Raw genomic sequence first — 23,540 nt, 5'->3', positions numbered from 1 at the left:
ATTAACTTTTATCTTTATTTTCAGGGTGATTCAAAAAGTCGTGAGCATTAAGTCCCACAATAGAAACACCCTTCTCGATTAGACTCTTATGCTCTTTTTCGTCGTGACGGCCATACAATGCTAGCGGGTGTTGGTTTTGTTTTTTTAGCTTGATACAAGAGTATGCTTTTCTGGCGAATGGTATCTTGGATGCTTTCTTTTTTATATGAGCAATAGGACTTTTGGATGCGTTACCCAAATTTTCAATTTTATCTGTTGCTTGCTCATTGTAAGATTTTTTTATATATCCTATGCACCATGCCTTATGTTTTCTTAACGCCAAGGGCACATCCTGCCAAAAATCGACGAACTCCTTGTCCCAGAGCGGCATCCACCAGTCGTAGCCAAAAAACTCATAAACTCTTACCGAATTACAAATAAACTTTGCCTGACGTTCCTGCCACTCCCACTTTTCATAGGCATCCGCGTATTGCCATGCCGTTTTTATTTCTGTTGCTTCGGCTTTTTCCTTGATTCTTGTTTTCCAGCTGCTTACTTGGGTCGTGAAGAGGTCAGCAGGCGCTAAGTTGTAATGCCCTTGAAAAAGAGCGTGGCAGACATCGTCAAGGTCCAGCGCCTCGCCGGTAAAGGCGGCATCGGGAATGTGGCTTCCTGCGACAAAGCCACCATGCCCGGGTACGAAAACGGCGTCGCTATCGATCACGCTTTTTTCTTTCATGATCTTGACCGCCAGCCAGTCCTGAACCACAGCCACACTGGTCCACCCCGACCCCCATTTCTGGTACTGCCAGCGCGCTTCGCTTTCCCAGGCTTGGCGCCACAGTTCGTTGCTGTATTCCACGAAATGCCAGCGCAGGCCCAGAGCGTCCGCTACCCGTTTGCTGTATCGGGACTCCTTGTTGCCGGGGACGCCGTAGGTAAAGGTAAGAATATTTTCATAGCCCAGACGTTTGAGTAGCGATACGATAAGGCGCGAGTCGTATCCGCCGCTGAGCGGTACGACAATTTGACGACCGTCGGCATGGTCAATCAAACGCTGAATGCTGGCTACTGCGATACGGTCCAGCTGGTCTTCGAGCAAGGCCTTGTCATAATCCTGCGGTTCGGTATGCAAGAAACGATAGTAGCGCTGTGTCTCGACGGTGGGCGCATTTGAATGTTCCGTGATCATCAAACATTCGCCGGCCTGGAGCTGTTTGACGTTGGGAAAGAGCGTGTCTGGGCCCGTGACGTAGCCTGTCAGTTGGAATTCTTCTCGAGCCAGGTCGTCCATTACTTCATCGCCGACTTGCTGGCGAACCCATTCGGCCTCGTCGGAGAGGAAAACTGTAGCGTCACGCTGCCCATAAAATAGCGGTATCGAGCGGATGTGATCGACGGCAGCGAACAACTTCCCGGGCTGCTGCTGCACAACGGCGTAAAAACCGTTGAGTTCTGTCAGCGCCTGGCTAAATGCATTCAGCGTGAGTGCCTGTTGAAGGGTGTCGACATCCTGCCAGATGCGGCCGCATTGCGCGTAGTATTGCTCCGGTGAGGTAGTTGCATGCTGCCAGCGCGGAGAACCAAAGTGTGTCTTTATCTGTGCCATCAAAATGCCTTACGAAATAGACGCCAATAATGAATAGCCATCAAGCCGGCTGTCGCCATCGCCAGCAGCCACCATATAACGCTGAATGTCGGCCAATGAGTGCCTAGCCATAAAGGCGCCACTGAAGCCAGGGATACGAAGAAGGTGCTGGCAGCAGGCCGTAGCATCATGCCTTTTGTATTACCCGTGATACGGGTGATCCAGGCGAGAAAGCCCACCCAGCAGAGGGCACTGGCGCCGGAAAACAGCATGACGGCGACTATCAGGTTTTCCTGCCAGGCGCCCAGCGTGATGGCAACCACCCGCGCCAGCAGTAAAATGACCTGAAACAATAACCCTTGCGCCTGTTTTTCCATTACGGAAAACAGGGTGCTCAGCGGCGAGGTAATAAAGACCATATAGAGCCAAGGGGCCATCCAGCGTGCAAAGTCGCCCGCACTGCGCCATTGCTCACCGAACACCAGGGCAAACAGGTCGGGGCCTATCACGATCAGCACGAGTGCCGGGGGCATGGCGATCTGTGCCAGTTTCTCGTGTACGTTGCTGACGAGCGGCCCCAAGCGCCCTTCGCGGTAGGCCTCGGCGGCACTGGAAAAAAACACGTTGCCCACGGCCTGCCCCACAATCGACATCGGCAGGGTCAGTACGCGATGAGCTAGCGCATAAAGGCCGGCGGCACCGGCACTGAACAGTGAGGCGAAAAGTAACGGCGGCAGCTGCTGGCCGGCACTATTGAAGAAGCCCCCCCAGGTCGAGAAAAGCGGAAAATCCCGGTAGCGCTTAGCCGAGTGCCACACATCCCGCCAGCGCCAGCGGCGCAGCTCGGGGCGCTGCAGCGCGGCGCGCGCCAGGGTGATGCTGCCAACGCCCTGGCCCGTTGCCTGACCGCCAAGCAGCGATATGCTACCGGCCTCGGCGCCGAGCAGCTGGATGGCAAGCGTGCCCAGCGTTTGCCGTAAGCGCGTCTTGGCGATAAGCGGGAACTGTTTGGTGCGTATCGCCCAGTAGTTAAAGACCTTGTAGCACCCCTGCAGCAACACCCCGAGCGGCAGCAGCCACAGCAAACCTGCCAGCTGCGGCACGCCGAGTACAGACGCGATGGAGTCTCCTGCCATCAGTACGAGTACTGCGGTAATCAGCGTAACGCCCAGAACCGACAGCAGCGAAAGCACGACGATGCTGGCGGCGTCCTGATCGCTTTCCGGCAGCGGAATCGCCAGTTCATAGCGCAGGCTGGCAATGACGGCGAGAACGCCCAGCAGGCCGGCATAAACGGCCAGCAGCCCGAAGTCGTCGGGCGTGTACAGGCGCGTCAATAGCGGCGATGCCAGCACCATCAGTAGCTGGGCGCCGGCGGTGCCGCCAACCAGAACGCTGACGCTGCGGGCGAAGGCGTTATTGGGCAGTAGCCGTACGGCCCGCGCCTTGAGCGATGCCAGGGTCATGACGGCAGGTTCCCCGAATATATGATGATCAGGTGCATGGGGTCGTTATTCCGCTACGCCGCGCAGCGCGGTTGCGATGGCGCGCTGATCGTCGCTCTCAAGGTAGGGATGCATCGGCAGCGAGATCACCTGCTGCGCTGCCCGATCGCCTTCGGGTAGCTGTGCCGCCGTATCCGCCACCGCGGGCTGCTGGTTCAGCGGTATCGGGTAGTGCACCGCCGTGGGAATGCCGGCTTCTTTTAATTTAGTTTGTACCTCCTCGCGATTATCCACGCGAAGGGTGTACTGCGCCCAGGCGCTGGTGTTGTGGGGCTCCACGTAGGGCGTTATAAACTTTTTGCCACAGAATCCACTGAAAGGCACGGAAGGGCTCAGGCTATTTTTTTCTGTATCTTCCGTGGTTTCCGTGGCAAGAATCAACTGGGTGTAGCGCTCGGCGACCTGTTGGCGGAGCGCGAGTTCCTCGTCGAAGATGTCCAGCTTGGGCAGCAGGATGGCGGCCTGCAGGGTATCCAGCCGGCTGTTTACGCCCACGCGACGGTGGTGGTAGCGCCTGTCCTGCCCGTGGCGGGCAATCTGGCGCATGATTGTTGCCAGCTCGTCGTCGCTGGTAAACAACGCGCCGCCGTCGCCGTAGCAGCCCAGCGGCTTGCTGGGGAAGAAGCTGGTAATGCCGATGGTACTGAGATTACCCGACTGACGACCCTTGTAGATGGCGCCGAAGCTTTGGGCGGCGTCTTCAATCACCGGGATGCCGTGTTTTTCGGCAACGGCGTTGATGGCGTCCATGTCGGCGCACTGGCCGTACAGCGAGACCGGAATAATCGCTTTGGTGCGCGGGGTAATGGCGGCTTCCAGCCCGGCGGGGTCGAGGTTGTAGGTACGCGGATCGATATCCACGTAGACCGGTTTGGCGCCCAGCATGGCGACGGTTTCCGCGGTGGCAATATAGGTAAAGCCGGGGGTAATGACCTCGTCGCCGGGGCCGATGCCCAGCGCCATCTGGGCGATCTGCAGGGCATCGGTGCCGTTGGCGCAGCTAATGCAGTACCTGGCGCCGGTGTAGGCGGCGAGTTTTTCTTCCAGCTCGGTGACTTCGGGGCCGAGGATGTACTTGCCGTGGGCGAGCACCCGCTGAATGCCGGCGTCGATCTCATCTTTGATGCGCGCCTGCTGGGCGGCCAGATCAATAAAGGCAATAGGGGACTGGCTGGAAACGCCTGTCTCGTTACGCACTCGATGTCTCCTCGTTGATAGTGACCGCTCCGGCACCGCGCTGAAGGTCGATCAGGTTGCCGTCCGCATCGAAGCCTGCGGCCACAAAGCCCTCGAACGCGGTAGCCTGCGGTTTTATCGTCATGTTGAAACCGCCCGGCAGCGACTTGGTGGCGGCCTGCGGCGCATGGCCGTCTCGCAGCGCCTGGCGAGTGGTTTCGAAAGGTGTCCGGCGCTGCAAGTCGTGCCGAGCTGGAAGGCCAGTCAGATGGATCGGAGCATGAGCCATAAGCGCGCGATGCAGACCTTGTCCGTCTTCAAATCGTGGGAGTTTATGGCCACGGTTATAAGGCGTCATCAGCCAGGTGGCCGCGCCGTCATTTTCCGTGGCATAGGCAGCATGCCAGGCGCCGGCTGACCCGTGATGCGGATATTTGAGCGCCGTATGGGCCGCCAGATCGGGGTATTCTTCGGCGATACTGGCCCAGTCCGTGGCTTCCGCGTCCGCTCCCAACAGCAATCGGCAGTTTTTCCACTCTGCCAGCAGCACCGTGGATAGCCGGTTACGGTTACCTGAAACCTCGGCTTGCCGAACGGCGTTGCTATCGGGGTGCAGGGCGGTCAGGCGCAGAGGGCCAACTGTCCTGGATGTGTCACGCTTTATTTCCCAGCGCGTTTCCGGGTTCTGCTCCCAGCAGTCGTGAATGGCGGCCAGGACCTGCTCCACGCTGCCCGCGCGATAAGCAGCTTCCGGATCGTCGGCCGTATTGCCGCTTTGGGGCAGACCAAGCGGATGCGGATAACACCCAATCGGCCCGTTGCCGCCGTGCGCCAGCACATCATCCAGGCCAGACGCATGATCCAGATGCGGGTGAGTCAGTACGACAGCCGACCACTGCGCCTCATGTTGCTGGAGCAATTTTACGGCCGGGCTCTGGCCTTCTCCTGCTCCCGGCAGGCGACAGCCGTCTACCACGACCCAGCCGGTTTCCGGGGTGCGCAGCACGATGCTCTCGCCAAAACCCGGGCCAAACACAATCAGATAAAACAGATCGTCGCGGAGCTTCATGTCACCCAGCCCGAGCGGCGCAGGTAGCGCGCCGGGTCCGGAAACAGAGGCGGCAGATCGGGATCGTGGAGCTCGTGGGCCGGATGTACGCGGATCAGCGGCATCTCTTGGTCGGCATACCAGGCAAGCTCGACAAACTGCCCTGCCTGTAGCCGCTCGGCGGTGGTATCTTCCGAGCAGGCGTTGAACTGGTGCGTCGCCATCTCGATGGTGCCCGCCTGCGGCCTTTCGTCCTGCCGCGGAGGCTCGGCAACGTGAAGGACGACTTCATCCTCGGAAACGGCATCCACTCGCCCGGGCAGCCAGTGGTCCAAGGGTCGCTCTCCCTGCCGGGAGGGGGCGAGGTGAGGCCCGTTCCACTGGGTGTCCGGGGCGATGGAAAAGGGGAAGAAGGCTTCTCCCCGGCGCGCCTGGAGTAGGGCTGTCAGGCGTCGTTTCAGCGCCTGCAGGCCCGGTTCGCTCTGAATAATGCTGTCAGGTATTCCTTGCAGCACCTCGTCGGCCATGTCGAGCTGCCCACGATGAAGCAACAGGCGCCCGATCCAGGTATGCAGGTGCTTGTAGACCGATGGCGTGATATCGACGTCGGGAAGCCCGAACTGATCGAGCACTTCCAGCCAGGCATTGTGCGTTTGCTGCGCGCGCCCGCGTGTGATCAGGTAGCTGATCCAGCGCGAATGCCACCAGACGTTGTCCGGCTCCAGCTCGATCGCGCGCCGGTAATGCGCTTCGACCGTGACACTCTGCTCGGCGAGAATGTCCAGGTTATAGGCCTGGTAGTGATGCGCATAGGCATCATGCGGCTCCCAACGATGAGCACGCTGGAACACCTCGGCTGCCCGGCGGTACTCGCGGCGCTCTCTTGAGAGAAGCCGTCCGACGATATCCAGCTGGGTGGCAAAATACGGGCGCGCCCGCTGCATAAGCGCTACGTCGTTGGTATGCATAGCGTGGTGGAAAGCCTCGCACTCTTCTATCAGCAGCATGGCGTCGTCGGCATTGCGCTGCTCGAAACGCTGGCAATAACGATCATACAGCTGCCGGTGAGCGCTATGACGCTCCCTGGCAGAAAGCCAGTAGGCGTTGTCGCGGGCGTCGGCCTTGAGCAGCTCGTGCAAGCGGTAGCCCTGCGCCTCGGGATACATCAGGCAGTAGCGCAACAGCGCCCCCGCTCGGCTTGCCGCCTTTGGCGCATCCAGTACATCCAGCTCGGCGTTGCCCAGGGGCCGCCGTGACAGGCTGATGCGGCCCCAAGCCGGCAAAACGGCGTCCATGGCCGGATGCCCTTGCAGCGCTTCCACCAGCTTGCGCGAGAGTTCGCGGCGCGGTTTGCCTTGTCCCCACCAGCGCACGGCGGCGTCTACCGTTATGGCTTCCGCAAGCGCCAGCAAAAGGCGGACTTCCAGCGGCGAGCGACTTTCCAGATTGCGTACGCCACTCCTTGCCAGCGCTTGCGCGGTGTCTGCCAGGGCGCCCCAATCGCTACTTTCGTGCAGCCAGTCGCGGGCATTTGAAGCGGCCTTGAGGTGCCAGCTACGGTGGCTTCTGATACCGCTTTCCACGGCACCGGTAACCACTCGGTGGCAGGGGGCGCGCAGCAGCCAGTCAATCACAGCGCTGGCCTGCTGACGAAAGTGATCTGTGTCTTCCTCTGCGGAAGAGTGCCAGTGTTCCGGCTCGTCGCAGAGCAGCACTACACCTTCAGCGCTGTCTTCCAGCCAGCTCTTCAGCGCCTCGAGCTTATCCAGCCAGCTTTTTTCGTCGCTGCGTATCAGCGCTAGCTTGTCTGTGCCGATATGCCCATGGCTATGCAGGCCTACCGCGACCTCCACCATGGCCATCACGCCGGCATCTGCGGCTCTGGCCGGAGGCTGCACGAGAATCGGTGATTGGCCCTTGTCACGCAGTGTGATTGCCAACCCCCTGAGAAGGCTGCTCTTGCCGGCGAAAGGGGAGCCCTGTATTTGCCACAGCCGAGCGGATCCGCGTGCAGATTCAAGATCCGTGATGAGATCCTGCTCTAGACCAACGGCTTCAGGAAGCTGCTGCATGCCTTTACTCCCTTTTCAGAATAACCCCATCCTGTAACACATAGGTGGCGCCCGTTTGCTGACAGACGGTTTCACCCCGGCCGGTGAGCGGCAGCGCCAGCTGTTCGCCGTGTTCGCTCATCCAGCCGATCTGTTTGGCCGGGACGCCTACCATGAGAGCGTAAGCCGGCACGCTGCGGTTGACAACGGCGCCGGCGCCGACAAAGGCGTATTCGCCGATGGTGATGCCGCAGACGATGGTGCAGTTGGCGCCCAGCGAGGCGCCTTTTTTCACCAGCGTATCGCGGTATTCGTCCTTGCGCTCGACCAGCGAGCGGGGGTTATAGACGTTGGTGAACACCATGCTGGGGCCGCAGAAGACGCCTTCTTCGAGGGTTACGTTGTCGTAGACCGAGACGTTGTTCTGCACCTTGCAGTGGTCACCGATGAGCACCCTGTTGCCGACGAAGACGTTTTGGCCCAGGGACACCCCCTTGCCAATGCGAGCGCCTCCGCATACGTGGACAAAGTGCCAGACCCGAGAGCCGTCGCCAATTTGGGCGCCTTCATCGACGATGGCGGAATCATGAATCATTACGTTCGAGTTGCTCATCTCACACCAGCTTGTTGAGGAAGGGATGGGCTTCGCCTGTCTCGGGCTTCTGCGGCTGGGCGTTACGCAACGTATTGACGGTTTCGATGCAGTGGCGGACCTCGTTCATGCCGTAGCCGCGCCCGGCCAGGATTTCCTGATAGCTGACCGTGTGCAGGTCGGTAAAGCCGCTGGAGAACTCGATGGCCTCGCCGTCTACGGTAATGGAGCGGAAGGTGGGCTGTTTGCCCTTGACCTCTTCCGGCAGGTCGCTGGCATCGATGGAGAGAAACCACGGGACTCGGGCTTTTTCGTATTCCAGATAGCCGGCCGCTTTGGTGTTGCTGGCGTAGTGCAGCACGCTCTTCTGCAGGTCGCCGAAGATGAAGTGCAGCATGTCGAAAAAATGTACACCAATATTGGTAGCTACGCCGAAGGACCGGCGCGGGTCGCCTTTCCAGCTTTCCACGTACCATTTGCCGCGGGAGGTGATATAAGTCAGCTCCACCTCGTGCTTGTCGCTGCGCTGCTCCTGCGCTACTTTCTGCTGGAGGTCGATAATTGCCTGGTGATGACGCAGCTGCAGAATATTGTAGACTCGCCGGCCGGTTTCCTTTTCGACCAGCGCCAGCTCGTCCAGAAGTTCGGGTGTGGGCACCAGCGGTTTTTCGCAAATGACATCGCAGCCCAGGCGCAGGCCGGCGGCAATATGGGCATGATGCAAGTGGTTGGGCGAGCATACCGCGACGTAGTCCAGCGTGGTGGCCGGGTCGCGCTTGAGCTGCCAGGCATGCTCCTGAAAGCGTTCGAATTCGGTGAAGAATTCGCTCTGGGGCGAGATGGAATCAATAATCCCGACCGAGTCGTTGATGTCATAGCCAACGGTCAGGTGGTTGCCGGTTTCCTTGATGGCTTTCATGTGCCGTGGGGCGATGTAACCGGCGGCGCCGATCAGAGCAAAGTTCTTCATGGAGATTCTAACCTTACGCTTTAATGATGTGGGCGGCGGGCTCGCGGTAAGTGCCGCGGCTGTCGATAATCAGCGGCGCGTGGCGTTTGATCAGTTCGATATCAAAGCGGTCGTGATTGGTGGCCAGCACCACGGCATCGAACTCCGCCAGATTTTCTGCCGATGCTTCGACGCTGCTTAGCTCGAAGTGGTGCTCGCGCATCTCGGGAAAGACCGGCACGTGCGGATCGCTATAGGCGACCTCAGCACCTTTGGCCTTGATCAGTTCCATGATTTCCACTGACGGGGACTCGCGCATATCGTCCACGTTCTTTTTGTAGGCGATGCCCAGCACCAGCACGCGGCTGCCTTTTAGCGCCTTGCCGTGGCCGTTAAGCCCGTCCATCAGCTTGCCCACCACGTATTCCGGCATGGCGCGATTGACCTCGCCCGAGAGCTCGATGAAGCGTGTGTGCAGGCCGTATTCGCGCGCTTTCCAGGTCAGATAGAAGGGGTCGATGGGGATGCAGTGCCCGCCCAGACCCGGGCCGGGGTAGTAGGGCGTGAAGCCGAAGGGCTTGGTGGCAGCGGCGTCGATCACTTCGAAAATGTCGATGCCCATGCGATCGGCGACGACCTTCATTTCGTTGACCAGGCCGATGTTCACCGCGCGGTGGATGTTCTCCAGCAGCTTGGTCATCTCTGCCGCCTTGGTGGAGGTGACCGGCACAATACGATCAATGGCCGGGGCGTAGAGTGCTACGCCTACCTCGCGGCACGCCGGCGTATGCCCGCCGACTACCTTGGGAATGGTATGCGTTTCAAAGTCGCCGTTGCCGGGGTCTTCGCGCTCGGGTGAGTAAACCAGGAAGATGCTCTCCCCCACAGTCTGCCCGCTTTCTTCCACCCGGGGCAGCAGCTCTTCTTCGGTGGTACCCGGATAGGTGGTGCTTTCCAGCGAAACGACCTGGCCGGCGCGCAGGTGGGGCTTGAGGGCATTCATAGTGCTGAGCACGAAGCTCATGTCCGGCTCGCGGTACTTATTGAGCGGCGTGGGTACGCAAAGGATGACCGCGTCAGCCTCTGCGATACGGCTGAAGTCCGCGGTGGCCGTGAAGCCGCTTTTTGTCGCAGCGGCGACCTTGTCAGTGGGGATGTGTTCGATATAGCTCTGACCGCCGTTGAGCGTGTCGATTTTTTCCTGATCAATATCGAAGCCCAGCACGCGATAGCCGATGGCGCTGTAGCGCAGCATCAGCGGCAAGCCAACATAGCCCAGACCGACGATGCCGATGACTGCTTCTTGCGACTGCAGCTTGTTAACCAGCTGCGTTTTTTCATTGCCCATTTGTTATGGTCCAGTAGCGGATGAAACCTGAAACTATGCTTTTCTTCCTGAATTCAACCAATAAGCGCAGCACCTGCGCTATCCAGGGCTCCTGAGTATTCCCCCAGGAACACCTGCGCCGGTGTCCGATAGCCAAGCCGTTTTCGGGGGCGATCATTCAGCTTCCTGACCACTTTGCGAAGCTCGGTAACGGTGACCCGTCGGAAGTCGGTTCCCTAGGAAAAATACTGCCGTATCAGGCCATCCGTGTTCTCGTTGGTCCCACGCTGTCCGGAGCAGTAGGGGTCACAAAAGTACGTTGCTGTTGTCACTGCCTTTGCCACAGCTACGTGGTCGGCGAATTCCGAGCCATTGTCCGGCGTGATGGTTTGGACAGCACCCCGGCGAGGTTTCAGCAGGCGGATCATGGCCCCTTTCGTCAGCTCTGCCGAGATCCTGGGTAGCCGCTGCGACGCTCGACCAGCGTGACAAGGCCTGACTGTTTGTGTCCCTTAAGCACCGTGTCACCTTCCCAGTGGCCGATGGTAAGCCGGCCATCAATATCAGCAGGCCGGTGCTCGATGCCCACACGGTTCGGGATCTTGCCGAGCCCTGCGCTCCTGGCCTGGGCACGATGCCGACTGCGACGCTTGGGTTGACGGAGATGCCGCCAGAGATCACCACCGCAAGCCTTGTCGTCCCAGATCAGGGAATAGATCCACTGATGACTGACGCCGATCCCAGCCAGAGGCGCCATGAAGCCGCTGATCTGCTCCGGGCTCCACTCCTCGCGCAGCCTTTCAACGACGGCGGTGATCATACTGGGCAGACGCTTCGTCCACTTCCAGGCGGTGCGGCGCCGGTCATCGCTAAAGGCCTGAGCCTGTTCAGGATCGTAGCCCTCAGCGGCGTTGTTACGGCGCAGCTCTCGACTGATCGTGCTGTTGTGGATGCCAAGCTCTCTGGCGATCTGTCGCCGGCTCATGCCGACACCCCGTTGGGCGTGAATCTGGTATCGTTGGGTCTGGATCAGCTGTCGGTATCCCATGCTCTGCTTCACTTTGGTCGGTGGGCCGAGAAGGGTACCGGCGCTGGCCCTCCTGCCTCCACCGTGATGTCCAAAGTGCTGCGGTTATTCTATGAATCCAGGATTTTTTTAAATGATTAATGATGACATCGAGCGTTTTGAAACCATCGGAAAAGATCGCTGATGGTTGCGTCATCTTTGAAAATATTCTGCTAAGGATGCTCTTCCATCCGAAAACCTACATGAGATAGGCCACGGCTGGTTTCGCTCTCTTCTTGGTAAAGCCAGAATGGGTTTCGATATACACGGTAGGCGGCCACGCCTTTGGAGCTTTAATTACTGTTTTTGAGAGTTATCGATAGAGCCCGCTTATCGATAACCATATTTAAAATCAACAACTTAAGAAACGGTGTTATCGACAACCATACATGGTTGTCCGGCGCCAAGGCTTGGCGCCGCTTCTTGCCACTGCATCACTCGACCGCTTGATGTTGGCCCTGTTTCGCGCCATTTTCGACCATTCGCGCACGCTACCGCACAAGGGTTCACGGCTTACCCTTGAGGCCGATGTACTTGCTATCCCACACAAGGGTGGAGTAGGGCATGTTGTGTTGGTAGAACTCACCGGGCAAACCGGCTGTATGAGCTGCGTTTCATGTTTGCCCGAGCGCCCTGATGTTTCATGGGCGGAATTTCTAAGCGGCGCATGTTAGCACACCACTGCAGGTGCATCCATTTGAGGAAGCTCTGCGGCATGGCAAGCATGAGGTGGATGAGGTGCTCAGAGCCTCGATAGCTCTCAGTCCGGCTTGCGCTCATGGCTGTCGTCCAGGTATTCAAGATCATGGCATCATTCCGGCGGTTGGTCCGGGGTGGTCGGGCGGCCGCTTGAGATACGGTGCCGCCACGTCTGAAGGGCCTTGTTGCTGCGCAGCCGGCCCAGGTACTTGATATCACGCTCTTCCATGGCGACCAGCGTAGGATTGCCGGTAAACCCGGCATCGATGCGCACTCGCACTCTGGTCTCGGCCCCCTTGCTGAGGTACTGCACCAGATTCAAGTTTCTTGGTTCCTGGGCTGGACCCGCAAACGATGCGAGCTACCATGGTGCTACACGTCTTCTTACCGGAGAACATCCATGGCCGATATTCGCTTGCGCATCGAGCTGCTTGGTACCGACCCGCTGGTCTGGCGCCGCGTGGTGGTACCGGAGCAGATCAATCTGCACCGTCTCCATGAACTGATCCAGGACGTGATGGGGTGGGCGGATTGCCACCTCTATGAATTCGAGTGCAACGGCCGCTTCTACGGGGAGCCAGACGAATGGAGCGATCGGCCCATTGCTTTGGCGCGCAACGCCAAGCTGAAGGCGATGGCGGCGCGTGCCAAGGAGGGTGTATTCCAATATATCTATGATTTTGGCGATGGCTGGGAGCACCGCCTCGTCGTCGAGGAGACGGGCCTGGAGAAAGCCGATCCTTGCCCGCGGTTTATCGACGGTGCCATGGCCTGCCCACCAGAAGATATCGGTGGCATACCGGGCTATGCGGCGTTGAAGGCAGCTGCCACTGGCGAGCAGGATGAGCATGGTCAGTATTTGCTGGAGTCGCTCGATGGTGAGTTCGACCCAGAGGCGCTGGATGAGGCGGAAATCGCCGATATACTCGTGCCTTTTCAGGCTGGCTTCCGGCGCTTGGGTGAGGGGGCTTGTGAGCCACGTCAAGCGCTACCGCAGCAGTCACAATCACTCGACATGGAGCAGTCGCTGAAGGCGCAGGGCATCCATAACATTGAAGAACTAATGGAGACGCTGCAGGAGGAAATCGACAAGAATCGGTGACGTCTTCGGCATTCATCACCGTGGTCTCGACCACCGCGGCGAATGTTTCTTAGGGAGACTGGCCTTCTTCCCCTTGGTCCACGGCATCGGGCAGGCAGCGCCCTTAGCACGCGATTCCTGGTGTCACATGGAGACGTTGATAGGGGCTTTACAGAAGTATGGGGCCTTGTTAACGTCAGGTCATCGAGCCAAATTGCTCGATCGGGATTGACAGCCCGGAACGATTCAGGCGCACAAGCGCCACAGCGGCGCTTTTTTGCTGTTATGGCGGCGGTGCGTGGGAGGCTTCGGCCTGCCGGGTTCCTGTATCTCCGGTCTGTCAACCCGTGTACCGTCGCCCCCATTGATTGACAGCAATGCGGGTGACTCCACTGATACAGGAGTCCTACCCATGGTCCATCTGACCGTATCCCACCATCGTAATAATCCCCGCGCACGAGCTGCGGCTCACCGCGCCATGGCCATCGCTGCCTTGAAGTCCAACAGCAGCCTGAAAGTGCGCTACCGCCGTTATAACGCGCATATGCGTAAGGCCAACGCCCTGTCCCGGACGGCAGACACCATCTCCCAGCATCAGGAGGTGACGTCATGAGCCCGCGCGTAGATCCCGCCAATACCTTGCCCGTTCAGAAAAGCCACAAGAGCGATCCGGTCGACCGCATGATTGCCGAAGCACTCGACAATCTCCTGTTGGATCACGCTCGTTCAGATACGGCTTTCACTATCATTTCACTGCGCGATCTCCTGCTCCAGCAGTCCGAGTTCGAGGGGATGGATCAGACCACGCTGCGCTACCGGGTACGTGACCGGCTGAGCAGCCTGGAAAACCACGGCCTGCTTGAACAAGTCGGGCTGCAGGGCAAATGCCGGAAAGTATTCCGCCTGAACATCGATAACGTGCCCGAAGACCCGCCTACGACTGAGGATAACCGCGCATTTGAGGAAGCAGCATCCTCATGCACGGCGGAACCGCCGCATATCGCTCGGCAGTCATCGCCAGTGCCGCATACAACATATACGTCACCCGAGACACCACCGACGTCTCCAACCGATCAGCCAGCCACAACAGACAGTGAGCTGCATGCCCATCTGGACCTGGAACGACATGCCCTGCGAACCGAGATGGAAACCGTCATGGGGGAGTCCGAGCACCTGCGCCAGCTACTGGTTCAGTTTCCCCAGGAATCAGACCGCATCAATCCGTTACTGGACGCGGCCATCGCCCAGGGCAGCCAGCTGAAAGGCAAGCTGGACGCAAATATCAAGCTGCGTCGCACCCTGGCGGACGAAGACCGTGGGGAGGGCGAAGCATGAGTCAGCACCTGGATCAAGCGATAGCGTTGGACCTGCCGCCCCTCCGGCGCTGGCAGACCGAGTGCCTGCAGCAGGCGCTGCAAACACTGTCGCCGCAAACACCACACTTTCTGTGCCAGGCCACGCCGGGCGCCGGCAAGATGTACTTTGCCGCGTCGCTGGCCAAAGTCCTGCTGGAGCAGGATGCGATTGATTATGTCCTCTACCTGGGACCGACCCGCGCTGTTGTCAGCAGCGCAGTGGCATCGCTCGAAGAGGTCACCGATCTCAGCATGAATGGCAAGCTGGGCGCCTTGGGCGCCGGCTTTACCTATCATGCCCTGAAAAATCGCCTGAACGATCTTATGCGCCTGGGACAACGGGCGCGCATCCTCCTGATCTGGGATGAAAGCCACCATGCTGCCGGCCATAACGGGGCGTCGGCCGGTGCCAATCAGTGGGGCAAGGCCCTGATGGCACTGGAGCGGCACGTGCGCTTGACGGTAGCGCTGTCCGGCACCCCGTGGCGCACCGACGGTAGCTGTTTACCCTTGTTGCGCTACCTGGAAGTGGAAGATCACGATGACGATAGCGACGAAACGGAAGCGCCAGCCCAGCAGCGTCAACTTCAGCCCGATTTCGTGTATACGCTGCGTGACGCTATCGCCGATGGCGTTTGCCGCCACCCTCAGATGGAGCTGGTCGATAATCGCTCCATCACGCTGAAAGGGTTTCACCTGAAAACCGGTCGCCCGGAAACCCACCGCTTTTCCAACATCCCGCGCCTGCTGACCCACCCGGCCGTCCACTACGCGAGCCTGGTACGGGATGATGCTCTGATCGATCGGCTATTGACGCTGGGAAACCAGCGCCTGACCGCGGTGCGCCAACAACATCCGGACGCCGCCGGCCTGGTGGTGGCGACTGACATCATGCACGCCGAAGAGATTGCCCAGCGGCTGGAAGAGAAAGGGCAGGACGTTTGCCTGGTCACCAGCCGTGAACCGAATGCCCACGCAAAACTGAAGCGCTTTCGTGGGGGCTCCACCCCGTGGATTGTCTCGGTCGGCATGGTCAGTGAAGGCGTGGATATCCCACGGCTGCATGTCTGTTGCTATCTCAGCCACGTCCGCACCGAAGCGTTTTTCCGACAGGTACTGGGGCGGATCATTCGGCGCATCGGCAACCACGATGCGACCTGCTACTTATACGCCCTGAATGAACCGTTGCTGCGCCACTATGCACGCCGGCTGAGTGATGACCTGCCCGAAGATCTGGCCACGGTCACCGTCGCCACGCCACCTGATGAAACGCAGGGAGCGAACACATCGGCGCCGGGCATGGCACCGCCAACGACTGACGCTCCCCCTGACAGCGCGGCATCACCCGCCGACGGATCAGAGGCAGATACGTCGGGTTCATCGGACGTGTCGTTGACGTTTGAAGCCGACGCCCACATGAGTCCCTACCAGGCGGATGTGGCGTTTTCCCATGCCTTTTTTGAGCGCCTGGTGGCGCTGCGGCTGACATCTTGAAGGAGGGGGATACCATGGGTCGCCATCACGACACGCCGTCACTTATTGCGCAAGAGCCGCATCCCTATGAACCGGGCGGCGTTCTCGCGTCGGTCGAAGGGCTATCGCGCGAGGCTCGACGCCTTCTCTCAGAGAGCGTCTCACCCAACACGGTCCGGGCCATGCGAGCCGACCTGAAGATCTACTGCCAGGCCGGTGGTCAGCTGCCGGCCACCGAGGTGGAGGTCGCGAACTTTCTGTCCGAGCAGAACCAGGCGGGCAAAGCGCCCGTCACCATTCAGCGGTATGCCAACTCATTAAACATGTGGCATCGCTATCACAATCTGCCTTCGCCGGTAAAACACCAGGCCGTACGCAGCGTGATACGCGGCATCAAGAAAACGCGTGACACACGACAGGCATCCGCTCCCGCTCTCCGGCTCAAGGAACTGCATCGCCTGCTGGACGCCCTGGATCGTCATACCCTGCATGGCCTGCGCGACAGCGCCCTGTTTTTACTGTCATTTTATGGCGCATTCCGCCGTAGCGAAGTGGTTGTGGTGGCTTGCGAAGACCTGGAATGGCGACCGGAAGGGGTCATCGTGACCCTGCATCACAGCAAAACCAATCGTTCCGGACAGATTGAAACCAAGAACATCATGCGGGCACCCCCGGGGACGGAGTATTGCCCTGTGGCGATGCTGGAGCGCTGGCTTGCGGCTTCACGTATTGAAAACGGGGCGATCTTTCGTGCGGTGTCATCCCGGGGGCGGCTAGGCGCCGGCCGAATGTCAGCGAATGCATTGGTGGCACGAATGCAAAGGGCACTCAAGGTGGCCGGCTTATGGGATAGGGGATACTCACCGCATAGCTTCCGCGCGGGCTTCATTACCGAGGCGCATCTGCGCGGCAAAAGTTATTTTCAAATCAAGCGGGTTAGCGGCCATCGCGATCAGGAAATGCTGGAGTCATACATTCGCATCGCTGATGCGTTTGAAGACCATGGCGGGGATTTCTTTACGTTGTGATGGGGCTTAGGAACGCCAACGAGGGTGCTGGCACTGTTGCTAAGCCCGGGCGCAATGTCCGGCAAAAAACAGGTCTTAATCTTGGGGTTCCCTCAGACTTAAGGTGAATCTATATACATAGCTGGTGTGACATCATGCTGAAGGCCATCAAGGTACGCATCTACCCCACCTCTGAACAGGCATCGTTACTGAACCGCCAGTTCGGATCGGTGCGCTTTGTGTACAATGCCGGCCTTCGCATCATGTCCCATCGCTACCGGCGTCACGGCGAGTCCTTGAATGCCAAGCATGACATCAAGAAACTATTGCCGGTGGCGAAAAAGTCTCGACAGTACGGGTGGTTGAAAGAGGCAGACTCGATGGCGCTTCAGCAGGCGTGCATCAATCTCGACAAGGCGTTCCAGCGCTTTTTCGACCCCAAACAAAAAGCCGGTTATCCACGCTTTAAAAGCAAGCGGGGCCGGCAGTCCAGCTACCACTGCGTCAACGTCAGGCACGGCGACAACTGGATCAAGGTGCCGAAGCTCAAGGCCATCAAGGCGCGTATTCATCGCCCGATGGACGGCAAGCTCAAGAGTATCACGCTGTCGCGCACTGTTACCGGCAAGCACTACGCCGCGCTGCTGTTTGAAACCGAGCAGGAAGCACCGGCTCCGCTCAAGGCAGTCGATACAGCCGGCGTTGTCGGCCTCGACATGGGGCTTTCTCACCTCGCCATTGACTCAAACGGTCATAAAACGGCCAACCCGCGCTTTCTCAAGCAGGCGCAGAAAAACCTCAAGCGCAAGCAACAGGCGTTGTCGCGCAAGCAAAAAGGCAGCGCCAGGCGGGCCAAGGCCCGCCTGCTCGTCGCCAAAGCTCACGAGCGTGTGGTGAATGCCCGCAAGGATTTCCAGCACAAACTGTCTCGGCAGATCGTTGACGACAACCAAGCGGTGATCGTCGAGACGCTGAAAGTCCGGAACATGATGAAAAATACCAGGCTCGCCAGGCATATTGGCGATGCGTCCTGGCATGCCTTGATGGCAAAGCTGGCGTACAAGACAGAGGAAAAGGGAAAGCACCTGGTCAAACTTGACCCGTGGTTTGCCAGTTCCAAGACCTGTCACGCATGCCAGCACAAAATGGACAGCATGACGTTAAGCGTTCGATCCTGGGCGTGCCCCGCCTGTCATACACGCCATGATCGGGATATTAACGCCGCGCTGAATATCAAGCATCAAGGCATCCTGCAGTTAAAGACGGAAGGGCTGTCCGTCTCTGCCCATTGAGGCTCGCGTAAAGCCGGCACGTTGTCGGTAGCAGCCGTTGAAGTGGGAAGCCCCACCCGTGGCGCGTTAGCGCTTAGGGCGGGGAGCAGTCACAGCTGCCCGGCAAAACGCTGCAGGACGTGGACTTTCGCAGTATGTTCAATGCCGGCGTGGTGGGCATACGTCGAGGGGAACGACGGCTGGAAGGCCAGCTCGGGCAGATACCGCTACGCGTGGGAGATTGTTTGCTGCTGGCTGTTGGGACGGACTTTCGTCAGCACCGTAATCTGGACCGAAACTTTCACCTGCTCAGCGGCAGTTTTACTCGGCCGCGGCTGAAGCCATGGCAAAGCGCCGGGGCGTTGGCCGGGTTTGGGGCGGTGATCGCCAGCGCCAGTCTGGGGGTGGTGCCGCTCTTTCACGGCTTGCTGGTCCTGCTGGCCGGGCTGTTGGCGACGCGGATTCTCACCGTGGACGAGCTGCGCCGTCGCTTTCCGTTTTCCCTGTGGCTGATTATCGGCTCGGCGTTGGCGATGGCCCAGGCATTGGAACAGTCGGGCGCGGCCGCGCTGCTGGCCACGGGGATGCAGCATGCCTTCAGCGGCTACGGTATTTATGCCGCCTTTGCCGGGTGTTACCTGCTGACGCTGCTGCTGACCGAAACCGTCACCAACAATGCCGCCGCTGCGTTGGCTTTCCCCGTGGCCTGGAGTACGGCTCAGGCCTTCGGTGCCGACCCGCTGCCGTTCGTCATGGCCGTGGCCTACGGGGCCAGCGCCTGCTTTTTAATCCCGTTCGGCTACCAAACGCATTTGATGGTGTATTCCTCCGGGCGCTACCGCATCAGGGACTTTCTCAAAATCGGCCTGCCGGTCAGCCTGGCCTATTCGGCGGGTGTGCTGCTTCTCACGCCGTTGGTGTTTCCCTTTTAATAGGCGCTGCTGGGAAACCAGACGGCTTACGCGCTTGAGTATGCCCAAAGCCGCAGGCACGCCCTGCCCGCCGCGCAAGGCGCTTTGGGAAGGGGGCCCGGGTCGCCCCGAGAACGCTCCTGCTTCAGCACGCTTTCACCGGACCGTGGCAATCAGGCCACGGCCCCGATCCCGTCGCCCCACAGGCTACCCCCGCCAGAGGCACGTCATGTCCGCCCGGGCCATGTTTCCGAAAATCTCTTTTAGGTGGATTAGTCGGAGGAGCTGCCGGCGGTGTTAGCGGCGCCAAACTCGGCGACGAGCTGGACAGCAAGGTGCTGGATAATTACGAGTGCCGGGCTTGTGGCCACGCCTTTACCCCGCAGGTGGAGTAAGGCGTTGACCGGCTGATTAATGCGTCGCCAGCTCCTGAAAAAACGCCGGGTTGTGCGAAATGGCGGCCAGTACCTTGGCGGCCAGTCCCGTCGGATTACGGCGACGCGCTTCCCAGCTTTTGATGGTATCCACGCTGGTTCCCATGGCATCAGCAAACGCGGCTTGGGAGACGTTCAGCTCCGCGCGGATCGCTTTGACATCGGCCACCTCGTGGCGCGTCACGCGAGAGGCCGACGCATTATGCTGCTGGATATCGATGGCTTCGTTCAGCGATGTCTGGAGTTCGTTGAAAATGCTCATGGCGTCACCTCTCCCTTCAGGGTTTGAGTCAGGGCTTTCAATGTGACCTTCTCGCTGGCGGTCAGGCTGTCTTTCGTGCTTTTGGGGTAGGCGAGTATCAGATAAATCACGTCGGCTGTCGCCAGAAAGTAAATCACCCGTGCGCCGCCTTGCTTGCCTTGTGATCCTAGGGCCATGCGTATCTTGCGTAGCCCGCCGGTGCCCTGGATGAGATCCCCCTTGTCCGGCTGAGCGATCAGCCCACGCTGAAGCTCTTTCAGCTCGTCATCGGTGGCCATTGCCAGAATTTGCCGAGTAAACGTCGGGGTTTCAATGAACTCGATGGCATGGGTCACCTTCAATGTTTCCTATCGTTGAAGCATTAAAGTGTACAGGGTACACTATAAGCACGAATGCTGTCGATGAATGCGTTGACCCGTAACCGGTCATTTCGGCGCGTCATTCCCTGATGTTGCCTGATCCCCTACGCTCGTCCCGTCATTCATCGACGGAGCATCCATCCTCATGACGTCACAACGCTCTCCCCGTTACCCTGCCGAGCAGTGGCAGGCCTGGATCGATGAGCAGGCTGCCAGCGGCCTATCGCAGCGCGTGTTCTGCCAACGCAGGGGTCTGTCAAAAAGCTCGTTCTATCTCTGGAAACCGCCAAGCGGTTGAAGGACGGCGCAACGCGCAAGGACACCAAGGTCGCGCTGACGCGCCTGCTGTTTGAGCGGGGGTATGAACGTGAGGACATCGTGCGTCTTTTTAACATCATCGACTGGATGATACAGCTGCCGTACGGGTTGGAACCGATATTTTCTCATGAGGTCGATGAGATACAGGAGGAGAAGAAAATGGCTTATGTGAATACGTTGGAGCGCCAGGCGTTGGCTAAAGAACGTCAGGTAGGTGAAGTCAAAGGCGAGGCCAAGCTGCTGAAAAAAATGATTATTTCCAAGTATGGCGACTGTCCCGAGTGGGTACAGGAAAAGCTGAACGAGGCTGATTCAGAACAGTTGGGCGCTTGGGGGCAGAAGATCTTTCAAGCCAGCACGCTGGAAAGCCTGCTGTTATGAGCCGCATCCGCGAACTCAGCGCGGACGAAGAACCCCGCCGCCTGGCATTCGCGCACTGACACTCCCCGCCCGCCGCGCACCGCGCTTTGGGCGAGGGTTCCCGGGTCACCCCGAGAACCTTCCTGCTTCAACACGCCTTCACTGGACCGTGGCGATTAGGCCACAGCCCCGATCCAGTCGCCCCACAGGCCATCCCCGCCAGAGGCACGTCATGTCCGCCAGGGCTATGTTTCCGAAGATCTCCTTTCGATGCCTCCCGCGCTGTACCCAACCGAGTCAACGTCAGCGCGAGGCAGCGCCACCTTGTCCCCCTTGCTTCTCCCGGATATGAGCCTGCAGCTGGAAAGCCAGCTGCTGCGTTGCCTCGGTGGGTCGCCCGGGGCTGCGATGAAGTGAAATCTCCGCGAACGGAAGCGTCGGCAATCCCTCTTCGCGGCCCAGCCGACGTAGCCCCGTCCCCAGCATGGAGGGGGTGAGCACCGTCACGGCAAGCCCCGCCCGAACGGCGACGGTGAGCCCCGACAGGCTGGGGCTGGCGTAGGCAATCCGCCAGGGCATCCCGGCCGCATCCAGCGCGGCAATGGCCCGATCACGAAAGATGCACACCCCCTGCCGGGAAACGGCGAGCGGCAAGGGGAAGCGGTAGTGGGTGTCGTGGCCGGTAGCTCCCGCCCACACCATGGGCTCGCGACACAGGACTTCGCCCCCCGGGCTGCTGGGCTGGCGGGTGGTGATCGCCAGATCGAGGGCCCCTGCTCTGATCTTCTGCACCAGTTCGACGCTCAGATCGCAGTGGACTTCCAGTTCAACGCCGGGGAAGCGTGCCTCGAAGGCCGACAGCGCTTCAGGCAGGTAGATGACATAGTCGTCGGGGATACCCAGGCGAACCACGCCGGCAAGCCGCTGCTCCTGCACATCCTGCCAGGCCAGGGCATTCTGGCGCAGCATCTGCCGCGCATGGATCAGCAGACGTTCGCCGGCCGGCGTCGGAACGGCCGCCTTTTGCCCTCGCTGCAGCAGCTGGCAGCCGAGGTCCGTTTCCAGACGACTCAGGTGAGCGCTGACGGTGGATTGCGCCAGATGAAGCGGCTCGGCCGCCACGGTGAAGCCACCCTTGTCCACCACGCTGACGAATGTCTTGAGCAGGACAAGATCCAGTGGCCTGTGATCGCTGGGATTTGTTATCACGTTTCCCGATGACCTCATCATAAGACTTCGTTTCCATGATACCGGTGGCGTTGAGAAAATAAACGCCACAAAGGCATTCATGGATCATCGAAGAGGAGAAGGGAGACATGCAAAAGTCATCATCCATGGGGTTTTTCGCTGGGCTCGTGACGGTGGCGCTCTGGGCGAGCCTGCCACTCTTGCGCGAGCTGGTGCAGCTGCCTCCCATGCTGACAGCTGCTGTCGCCATGCTGGCGGCCGCCGGCATGGCCCAGGGCTTGGAACGCTTTCGTGAGCCAGGGCAGAGGCCAGCACCGGTTGGTAGCGGGAGGTTCTGGTTGATGGGCGTTGGCGGGCTCACGGGCGCGCTCTACTTCTACTTTCTGGCGCTGAGCGAGGGCGACCCCGCCAAGGTGACCCTGGTGACGTATACCTGGCCGGTGGGGTTCATGCTCGTTGCCGACCGGCTGGCAGGGCGCGGCTTGCGCATCGAGACGCTGCTGGGCGCGCTGGTGGCATTCTCGGGGTTGGTACCCCTGATTCTGACGGCCAGTGAAAGCGTTCCCACCCCGCCGCTCGCCTATGCGGCGGGGGTGGCGGCCGGGCTGTCGTGGATCGTCTTCTCCCTCTACTTGAAGGCGGATAGCCAGTCACGCCCGACCGACTACAAGCGCCTGTTCGGCGGTGTCGCCGTCATCGCGCTGTGCCTGCACCTGCTTTTTGAGCCCTCTGTCGGGAAGAGCACCGTCGAGGACTGGTTGATGGCGTCGGTCATCGGCGTGGGGCCGTATGGGGTGGCCTTCATGACCTGGGGGTTTGCGTTGAAACGCTGCTCGACCACCGTGCTGGGTATCCTGACCTACCTGGTGCCGGTGCTTTCCTCGCTGTTCGTCGTTGCGCTGGGCTGGGCCCCGTTGAGCGCCCCGCTGATGGTGGCGGTGGCGGCCATCTTTGTTAGCGGGGCCATTACCCAGACTGCCTTGCCGCGTCCATTCTTCGCCCCTGAAAGGCGTAGGGCGGTAGGCCGCGCACCTTCCGCGAACCAGGCGCGTGATGCCTTCCCGGCGATCCCCATGCCCGCCATGCCGCCGCTGGGCTTGTTAACGTGGTCCCGTCACCTTATAACGGCCAGATCATGGGCGAAGGCCCGGCAGCGCTTGTAGTGGTCAAGTGTTTTTGGCCATGGCCTTTTGAGCATTCCAGTGCACATGCGTCTACCTCACGGCCTTCGAGGACGGCCATCACTTGAAGCAGTCGCTCAGCCGATACTTCCGGCATTACAACCGGACTCGGTATCATCAAGGCCTTGATTATCACACACCGAATCAGGTGCACTACCAACAGCTCACGACCCTGGCAGCTTGAGCCGGGAACACAGCTGGATCAGAGCTTAATGGCGCCTCCAAGCTGTCCAACTGATTGGGTCCACCTCACGGTGTTCTGGTCAAGTCGTAGCGGACACTTTTATTAAGCTGCTTCCGCGATTTTCTCGATCTCCCTCGGCGCGTGGTAGCCAAGGGTCGAGTGGAGCCGGCAGCTGT

The 23,540-nt window shown here is 59.7% G+C and carries 22 protein-coding genes and 2 pseudogenes; 11 read left to right on the top strand and 13 right to left on the bottom strand.

Annotated features, from left to right (window positions below):
- Position 1: 1 nt before the first annotated feature.
- From ABD654_RS07055 to ABD654_RS07010, 10 genes and pseudogenes are all read right to left on the bottom strand, one after another.
- On the bottom strand, positions 2 to 1,588 hold the full coding sequence (locus ABD654_RS07055; protein ID WP_344703662.1) for an asparagine synthase-related protein: 1,587 nt from the start codon (positions 1,586 to 1,588) through the stop codon (positions 2 to 4).
- Complete coding sequence (locus ABD654_RS07050) at positions 1,588 to 3,033, bottom strand: lipopolysaccharide biosynthesis protein (protein WP_344703660.1); 1,446 nt, start codon at positions 3,031 to 3,033, stop codon at positions 1,588 to 1,590. Before ABD654_RS07050 ends, ABD654_RS07055 begins: the two co-directional genes overlap by 1 nt.
- A 45-nt stretch (positions 3,034 to 3,078) precedes the next feature.
- Entirely contained in the window at positions 3,079 to 4,233 is a 1,155-nt protein-coding gene (locus ABD654_RS07045; protein WP_425552740.1) for a DegT/DnrJ/EryC1/StrS family aminotransferase, read from the bottom strand.
- 28 nt (positions 4,234 to 4,261) lie between these two features.
- Entirely contained in the window at positions 4,262 to 5,317 is a 1,056-nt protein-coding gene (locus ABD654_RS07040; protein WP_344703656.1) for a ComEC/Rec2 family competence protein, read from the bottom strand.
- The gene (locus tag ABD654_RS07035; RefSeq protein ID WP_344703654.1) at positions 5,314 to 7,368 is read right to left on the bottom strand and encodes a hypothetical protein; all 2,055 of its coding nucleotides are present in this window, start codon (positions 7,366 to 7,368) and stop codon (positions 5,314 to 5,316) included. The genes ABD654_RS07040 and ABD654_RS07035 overlap by 4 nt, the downstream gene beginning before the upstream one ends.
- 4 nt (positions 7,369 to 7,372) lie before the next feature.
- A complete protein-coding gene (locus ABD654_RS07030) occupies positions 7,373 to 7,942 on the bottom strand; it encodes an acyltransferase (RefSeq protein ID WP_344703652.1) in 570 nt (189 codons plus the stop codon).
- 19 nt (positions 7,943 to 7,961) lie between these two features.
- Positions 7,962 to 8,909 (bottom strand): Gfo/Idh/MocA family oxidoreductase, encoded by a 948-nt coding sequence (locus ABD654_RS07025; protein WP_344703650.1) that lies wholly within the window; start codon positions 8,907 to 8,909, stop codon positions 7,962 to 7,964.
- Positions 8,910 to 8,922: 13 nt separating this feature from the next.
- Complete coding sequence (gene wbpA / locus ABD654_RS07020; RefSeq protein WP_344703648.1) at positions 8,923 to 10,236, bottom strand: UDP-N-acetyl-D-glucosamine 6-dehydrogenase; 1,314 nt, start codon at positions 10,234 to 10,236, stop codon at positions 8,923 to 8,925.
- A 53-nt stretch (positions 10,237 to 10,289) separates the two neighbouring features.
- Positions 10,290 to 11,263, bottom strand: a pseudogene (locus ABD654_RS12205) (IS30 family transposase).
- An 829-nt stretch (positions 11,264 to 12,092) separates the two neighbouring features.
- On the bottom strand, positions 12,093 to 12,302 hold the full coding sequence (locus ABD654_RS07010) for a hypothetical protein (RefSeq protein ID WP_344703644.1): 210 nt from the start codon (positions 12,300 to 12,302) through the stop codon (positions 12,093 to 12,095).
- Between the two features lie 78 nt (positions 12,303 to 12,380).
- On the opposite strand from ABD654_RS07010, the gene ABD654_RS07005 reads away from it, so the two are divergent.
- The 7 genes from ABD654_RS07005 to ABD654_RS06975 all read left to right on the top strand — a co-directional run bounded on the left by ABD654_RS07005 (position 12,381) and on the right by ABD654_RS06975 (position 19,099).
- The gene (locus ABD654_RS07005) at positions 12,381 to 13,082 is read left to right on the top strand and encodes a plasmid pRiA4b ORF-3 family protein (protein ID WP_344703642.1); all 702 of its coding nucleotides are present in this window, start codon (positions 12,381 to 12,383) and stop codon (positions 13,080 to 13,082) included.
- Positions 13,083 to 13,473: 391 nt separating this feature from the next.
- On the top strand, positions 13,474 to 13,674 hold the full coding sequence (locus ABD654_RS07000; RefSeq protein WP_344703640.1) for a hypothetical protein: 201 nt from the start codon (positions 13,474 to 13,476) through the stop codon (positions 13,672 to 13,674).
- Positions 13,671 to 14,396: a hypothetical protein gene (locus tag ABD654_RS06995; protein ID WP_344703638.1), complete on the top strand. Its 726-nt coding sequence runs from the start codon at positions 13,671 to 13,673 to the stop codon at positions 14,394 to 14,396. The genes ABD654_RS07000 and ABD654_RS06995 overlap by 4 nt, the downstream gene beginning before the upstream one ends.
- The gene (locus ABD654_RS06990) at positions 14,393 to 15,910 is read left to right on the top strand and encodes a DEAD/DEAH box helicase (protein WP_344703636.1); all 1,518 of its coding nucleotides are present in this window, start codon (positions 14,393 to 14,395) and stop codon (positions 15,908 to 15,910) included. Before ABD654_RS06995 ends, ABD654_RS06990 begins: the two co-directional genes overlap by 4 nt.
- A gap of 14 nt (positions 15,911 to 15,924) precedes the next feature.
- Positions 15,925 to 16,917, top strand: a complete 993-nt coding sequence (locus ABD654_RS06985) for a site-specific integrase (protein ID WP_344703634.1) — start codon at positions 15,925 to 15,927, stop codon at positions 16,915 to 16,917.
- Positions 16,918 to 17,051: 134 nt separating this feature from the next.
- Positions 17,052 to 18,188: an RNA-guided endonuclease InsQ/TnpB family protein gene (locus tag ABD654_RS06980; RefSeq protein WP_344703632.1), complete on the top strand. Its 1,137-nt coding sequence runs from the start codon at positions 17,052 to 17,054 to the stop codon at positions 18,186 to 18,188.
- 119 nt (positions 18,189 to 18,307) lie between these two features.
- Positions 18,308 to 19,099, top strand: coding sequence for an SLC13 family permease (locus tag ABD654_RS06975; RefSeq protein ID WP_344703630.1), 792 nt, complete (start codon positions 18,308 to 18,310; stop codon positions 19,097 to 19,099).
- 390 nt (positions 19,100 to 19,489) lie between these two features.
- On the opposite strand, the gene nadS is transcribed toward ABD654_RS06975, so the two are convergent.
- Both nadS and ABD654_RS06965 read right to left on the bottom strand, forming a co-directional pair.
- A complete protein-coding gene (gene nadS, locus ABD654_RS06970) occupies positions 19,490 to 19,774 on the bottom strand; it encodes a NadS family protein (RefSeq protein WP_344703628.1) in 285 nt (94 codons plus the stop codon).
- Positions 19,771 to 20,109 carry a type II toxin-antitoxin system RelE/ParE family toxin gene (locus ABD654_RS06965; RefSeq protein ID WP_425552739.1) on the bottom strand — a complete coding sequence of 113 codons (339 nt, stop codon included), beginning with the start codon at positions 20,107 to 20,109 and terminating at the stop codon, positions 19,771 to 19,773. The genes nadS and ABD654_RS06965 overlap by 4 nt, the downstream gene beginning before the upstream one ends.
- A gap of 169 nt (positions 20,110 to 20,278) precedes the next feature.
- Here ABD654_RS06965 and tnpA point away from each other — a divergent pair, with 169 nt between their 5' ends.
- Together tnpA and ABD654_RS06960 are read left to right on the top strand one after the other, a co-directional pair.
- Positions 20,279 to 20,431 (top strand): IS66 family insertion sequence element accessory protein TnpA, encoded by a 153-nt coding sequence (tnpA, locus tag ABD654_RS12200; RefSeq protein ID WP_425552738.1) that lies wholly within the window; start codon positions 20,279 to 20,281, stop codon positions 20,429 to 20,431.
- A complete protein-coding gene (locus ABD654_RS06960; RefSeq protein ID WP_344703626.1) occupies positions 20,428 to 20,832 on the top strand; it encodes a hypothetical protein in 405 nt (134 codons plus the stop codon). The genes tnpA and ABD654_RS06960 overlap by 4 nt, the downstream gene beginning before the upstream one ends.
- Positions 20,833 to 21,114: 282 nt before the next feature.
- On the opposite strand, the gene ABD654_RS06955 is transcribed toward ABD654_RS06960, so the two are convergent.
- Positions 21,115 to 22,038: a LysR substrate-binding domain-containing protein gene (locus ABD654_RS06955; RefSeq protein WP_344703624.1), complete on the bottom strand. Its 924-nt coding sequence runs from the start codon at positions 22,036 to 22,038 to the stop codon at positions 21,115 to 21,117.
- Between the two features lie 89 nt (positions 22,039 to 22,127).
- On the opposite strand from ABD654_RS06955, the gene ABD654_RS06950 reads away from it, so the two are divergent.
- Together ABD654_RS06950 and ABD654_RS12195 are read left to right on the top strand one after the other, a co-directional pair.
- Complete coding sequence (locus ABD654_RS06950; protein WP_344703622.1) at positions 22,128 to 23,162, top strand: DMT family transporter; 1,035 nt, start codon at positions 22,128 to 22,130, stop codon at positions 23,160 to 23,162.
- A 55-nt stretch (positions 23,163 to 23,217) separates the two neighbouring features.
- Positions 23,218 to 23,364 (top strand): annotated as a pseudogene (locus ABD654_RS12195) (integrase core domain-containing protein); the annotation flags it as partial.
- Positions 23,365 to 23,540 lie beyond the last annotated feature (176 nt).

Source organism: Halomonas cibimaris (assembly GCF_039537045.1).
In the GTDB taxonomy this organism is placed as follows: domain Bacteria; phylum Pseudomonadota; class Gammaproteobacteria; order Pseudomonadales; family Halomonadaceae; genus Vreelandella; species Vreelandella cibimaris.
The sequence above is the reverse complement of the archived record's forward strand: the minus strand, read 5'-3'. Positions and strand labels throughout refer to the sequence as shown.

Excerpts from the sequence above, each read along its gene's own strand:
- ABD654_RS07050 (WP_344703660.1), bottom strand. The coding sequence starts at position 3,033 with ATGACCCTGGCATCGCTCAAGGCGCGGGCCGTACGGCTACTGCCCAAT.
- ABD654_RS07055 (WP_344703662.1), bottom strand. The coding sequence starts at position 1,588 with ATGGCACAGATAAAGACACACTTTGGTTCTCCGCGCTGGCAGCATGCA.
- tnpA (WP_425552738.1), top strand. The coding sequence starts at position 20,279 with ATGACGTCACAACGCTCTCCCCGTTACCCTGCCGAGCAGTGGCAGGCC.
- nadS (WP_344703628.1), bottom strand. The coding sequence starts at position 19,774 with ATGAGCATTTTCAACGAACTCCAGACATCGCTGAACGAAGCCATCGAT.
- ABD654_RS06955 (WP_344703624.1), bottom strand. The coding sequence starts at position 22,038 with ATGAGGTCATCGGGAAACGTGATAACAAATCCCAGCGATCACAGGCCA.
- ABD654_RS07040 (WP_344703656.1), bottom strand. The coding sequence starts at position 5,317 with ATGAAGCTCCGCGACGATCTGTTTTATCTGATTGTGTTTGGCCCGGGT.
- ABD654_RS07030 (WP_344703652.1), bottom strand. The coding sequence starts at position 7,942 with ATGATTCATGATTCCGCCATCGTCGATGAAGGCGCCCAAATTGGCGAC.
- ABD654_RS06995 (WP_344703638.1), top strand. The coding sequence starts at position 13,671 with ATGAGCCCGCGCGTAGATCCCGCCAATACCTTGCCCGTTCAGAAAAGC.
- ABD654_RS07000 (WP_344703640.1), top strand. The coding sequence starts at position 13,474 with ATGGTCCATCTGACCGTATCCCACCATCGTAATAATCCCCGCGCACGA.
- ABD654_RS07005 (WP_344703642.1), top strand. The coding sequence starts at position 12,381 with ATGGCCGATATTCGCTTGCGCATCGAGCTGCTTGGTACCGACCCGCTG.
- ABD654_RS06985 (WP_344703634.1), top strand. The coding sequence starts at position 15,925 with ATGGGTCGCCATCACGACACGCCGTCACTTATTGCGCAAGAGCCGCAT.
- ABD654_RS06980 (WP_344703632.1), top strand. The coding sequence starts at position 17,052 with ATGCTGAAGGCCATCAAGGTACGCATCTACCCCACCTCTGAACAGGCA.
- ABD654_RS07025 (WP_344703650.1), bottom strand. The coding sequence starts at position 8,909 with ATGAAGAACTTTGCTCTGATCGGCGCCGCCGGTTACATCGCCCCACGG.
- ABD654_RS06950 (WP_344703622.1), top strand. The coding sequence starts at position 22,128 with ATGCAAAAGTCATCATCCATGGGGTTTTTCGCTGGGCTCGTGACGGTG.
- wbpA (WP_344703648.1), bottom strand. The coding sequence starts at position 10,236 with ATGGGCAATGAAAAAACGCAGCTGGTTAACAAGCTGCAGTCGCAAGAA.
- ABD654_RS07035 (WP_344703654.1), bottom strand. The coding sequence starts at position 7,368 with ATGCAGCAGCTTCCTGAAGCCGTTGGTCTAGAGCAGGATCTCATCACG.
- ABD654_RS06990 (WP_344703636.1), top strand. The coding sequence starts at position 14,393 with ATGAGTCAGCACCTGGATCAAGCGATAGCGTTGGACCTGCCGCCCCTC.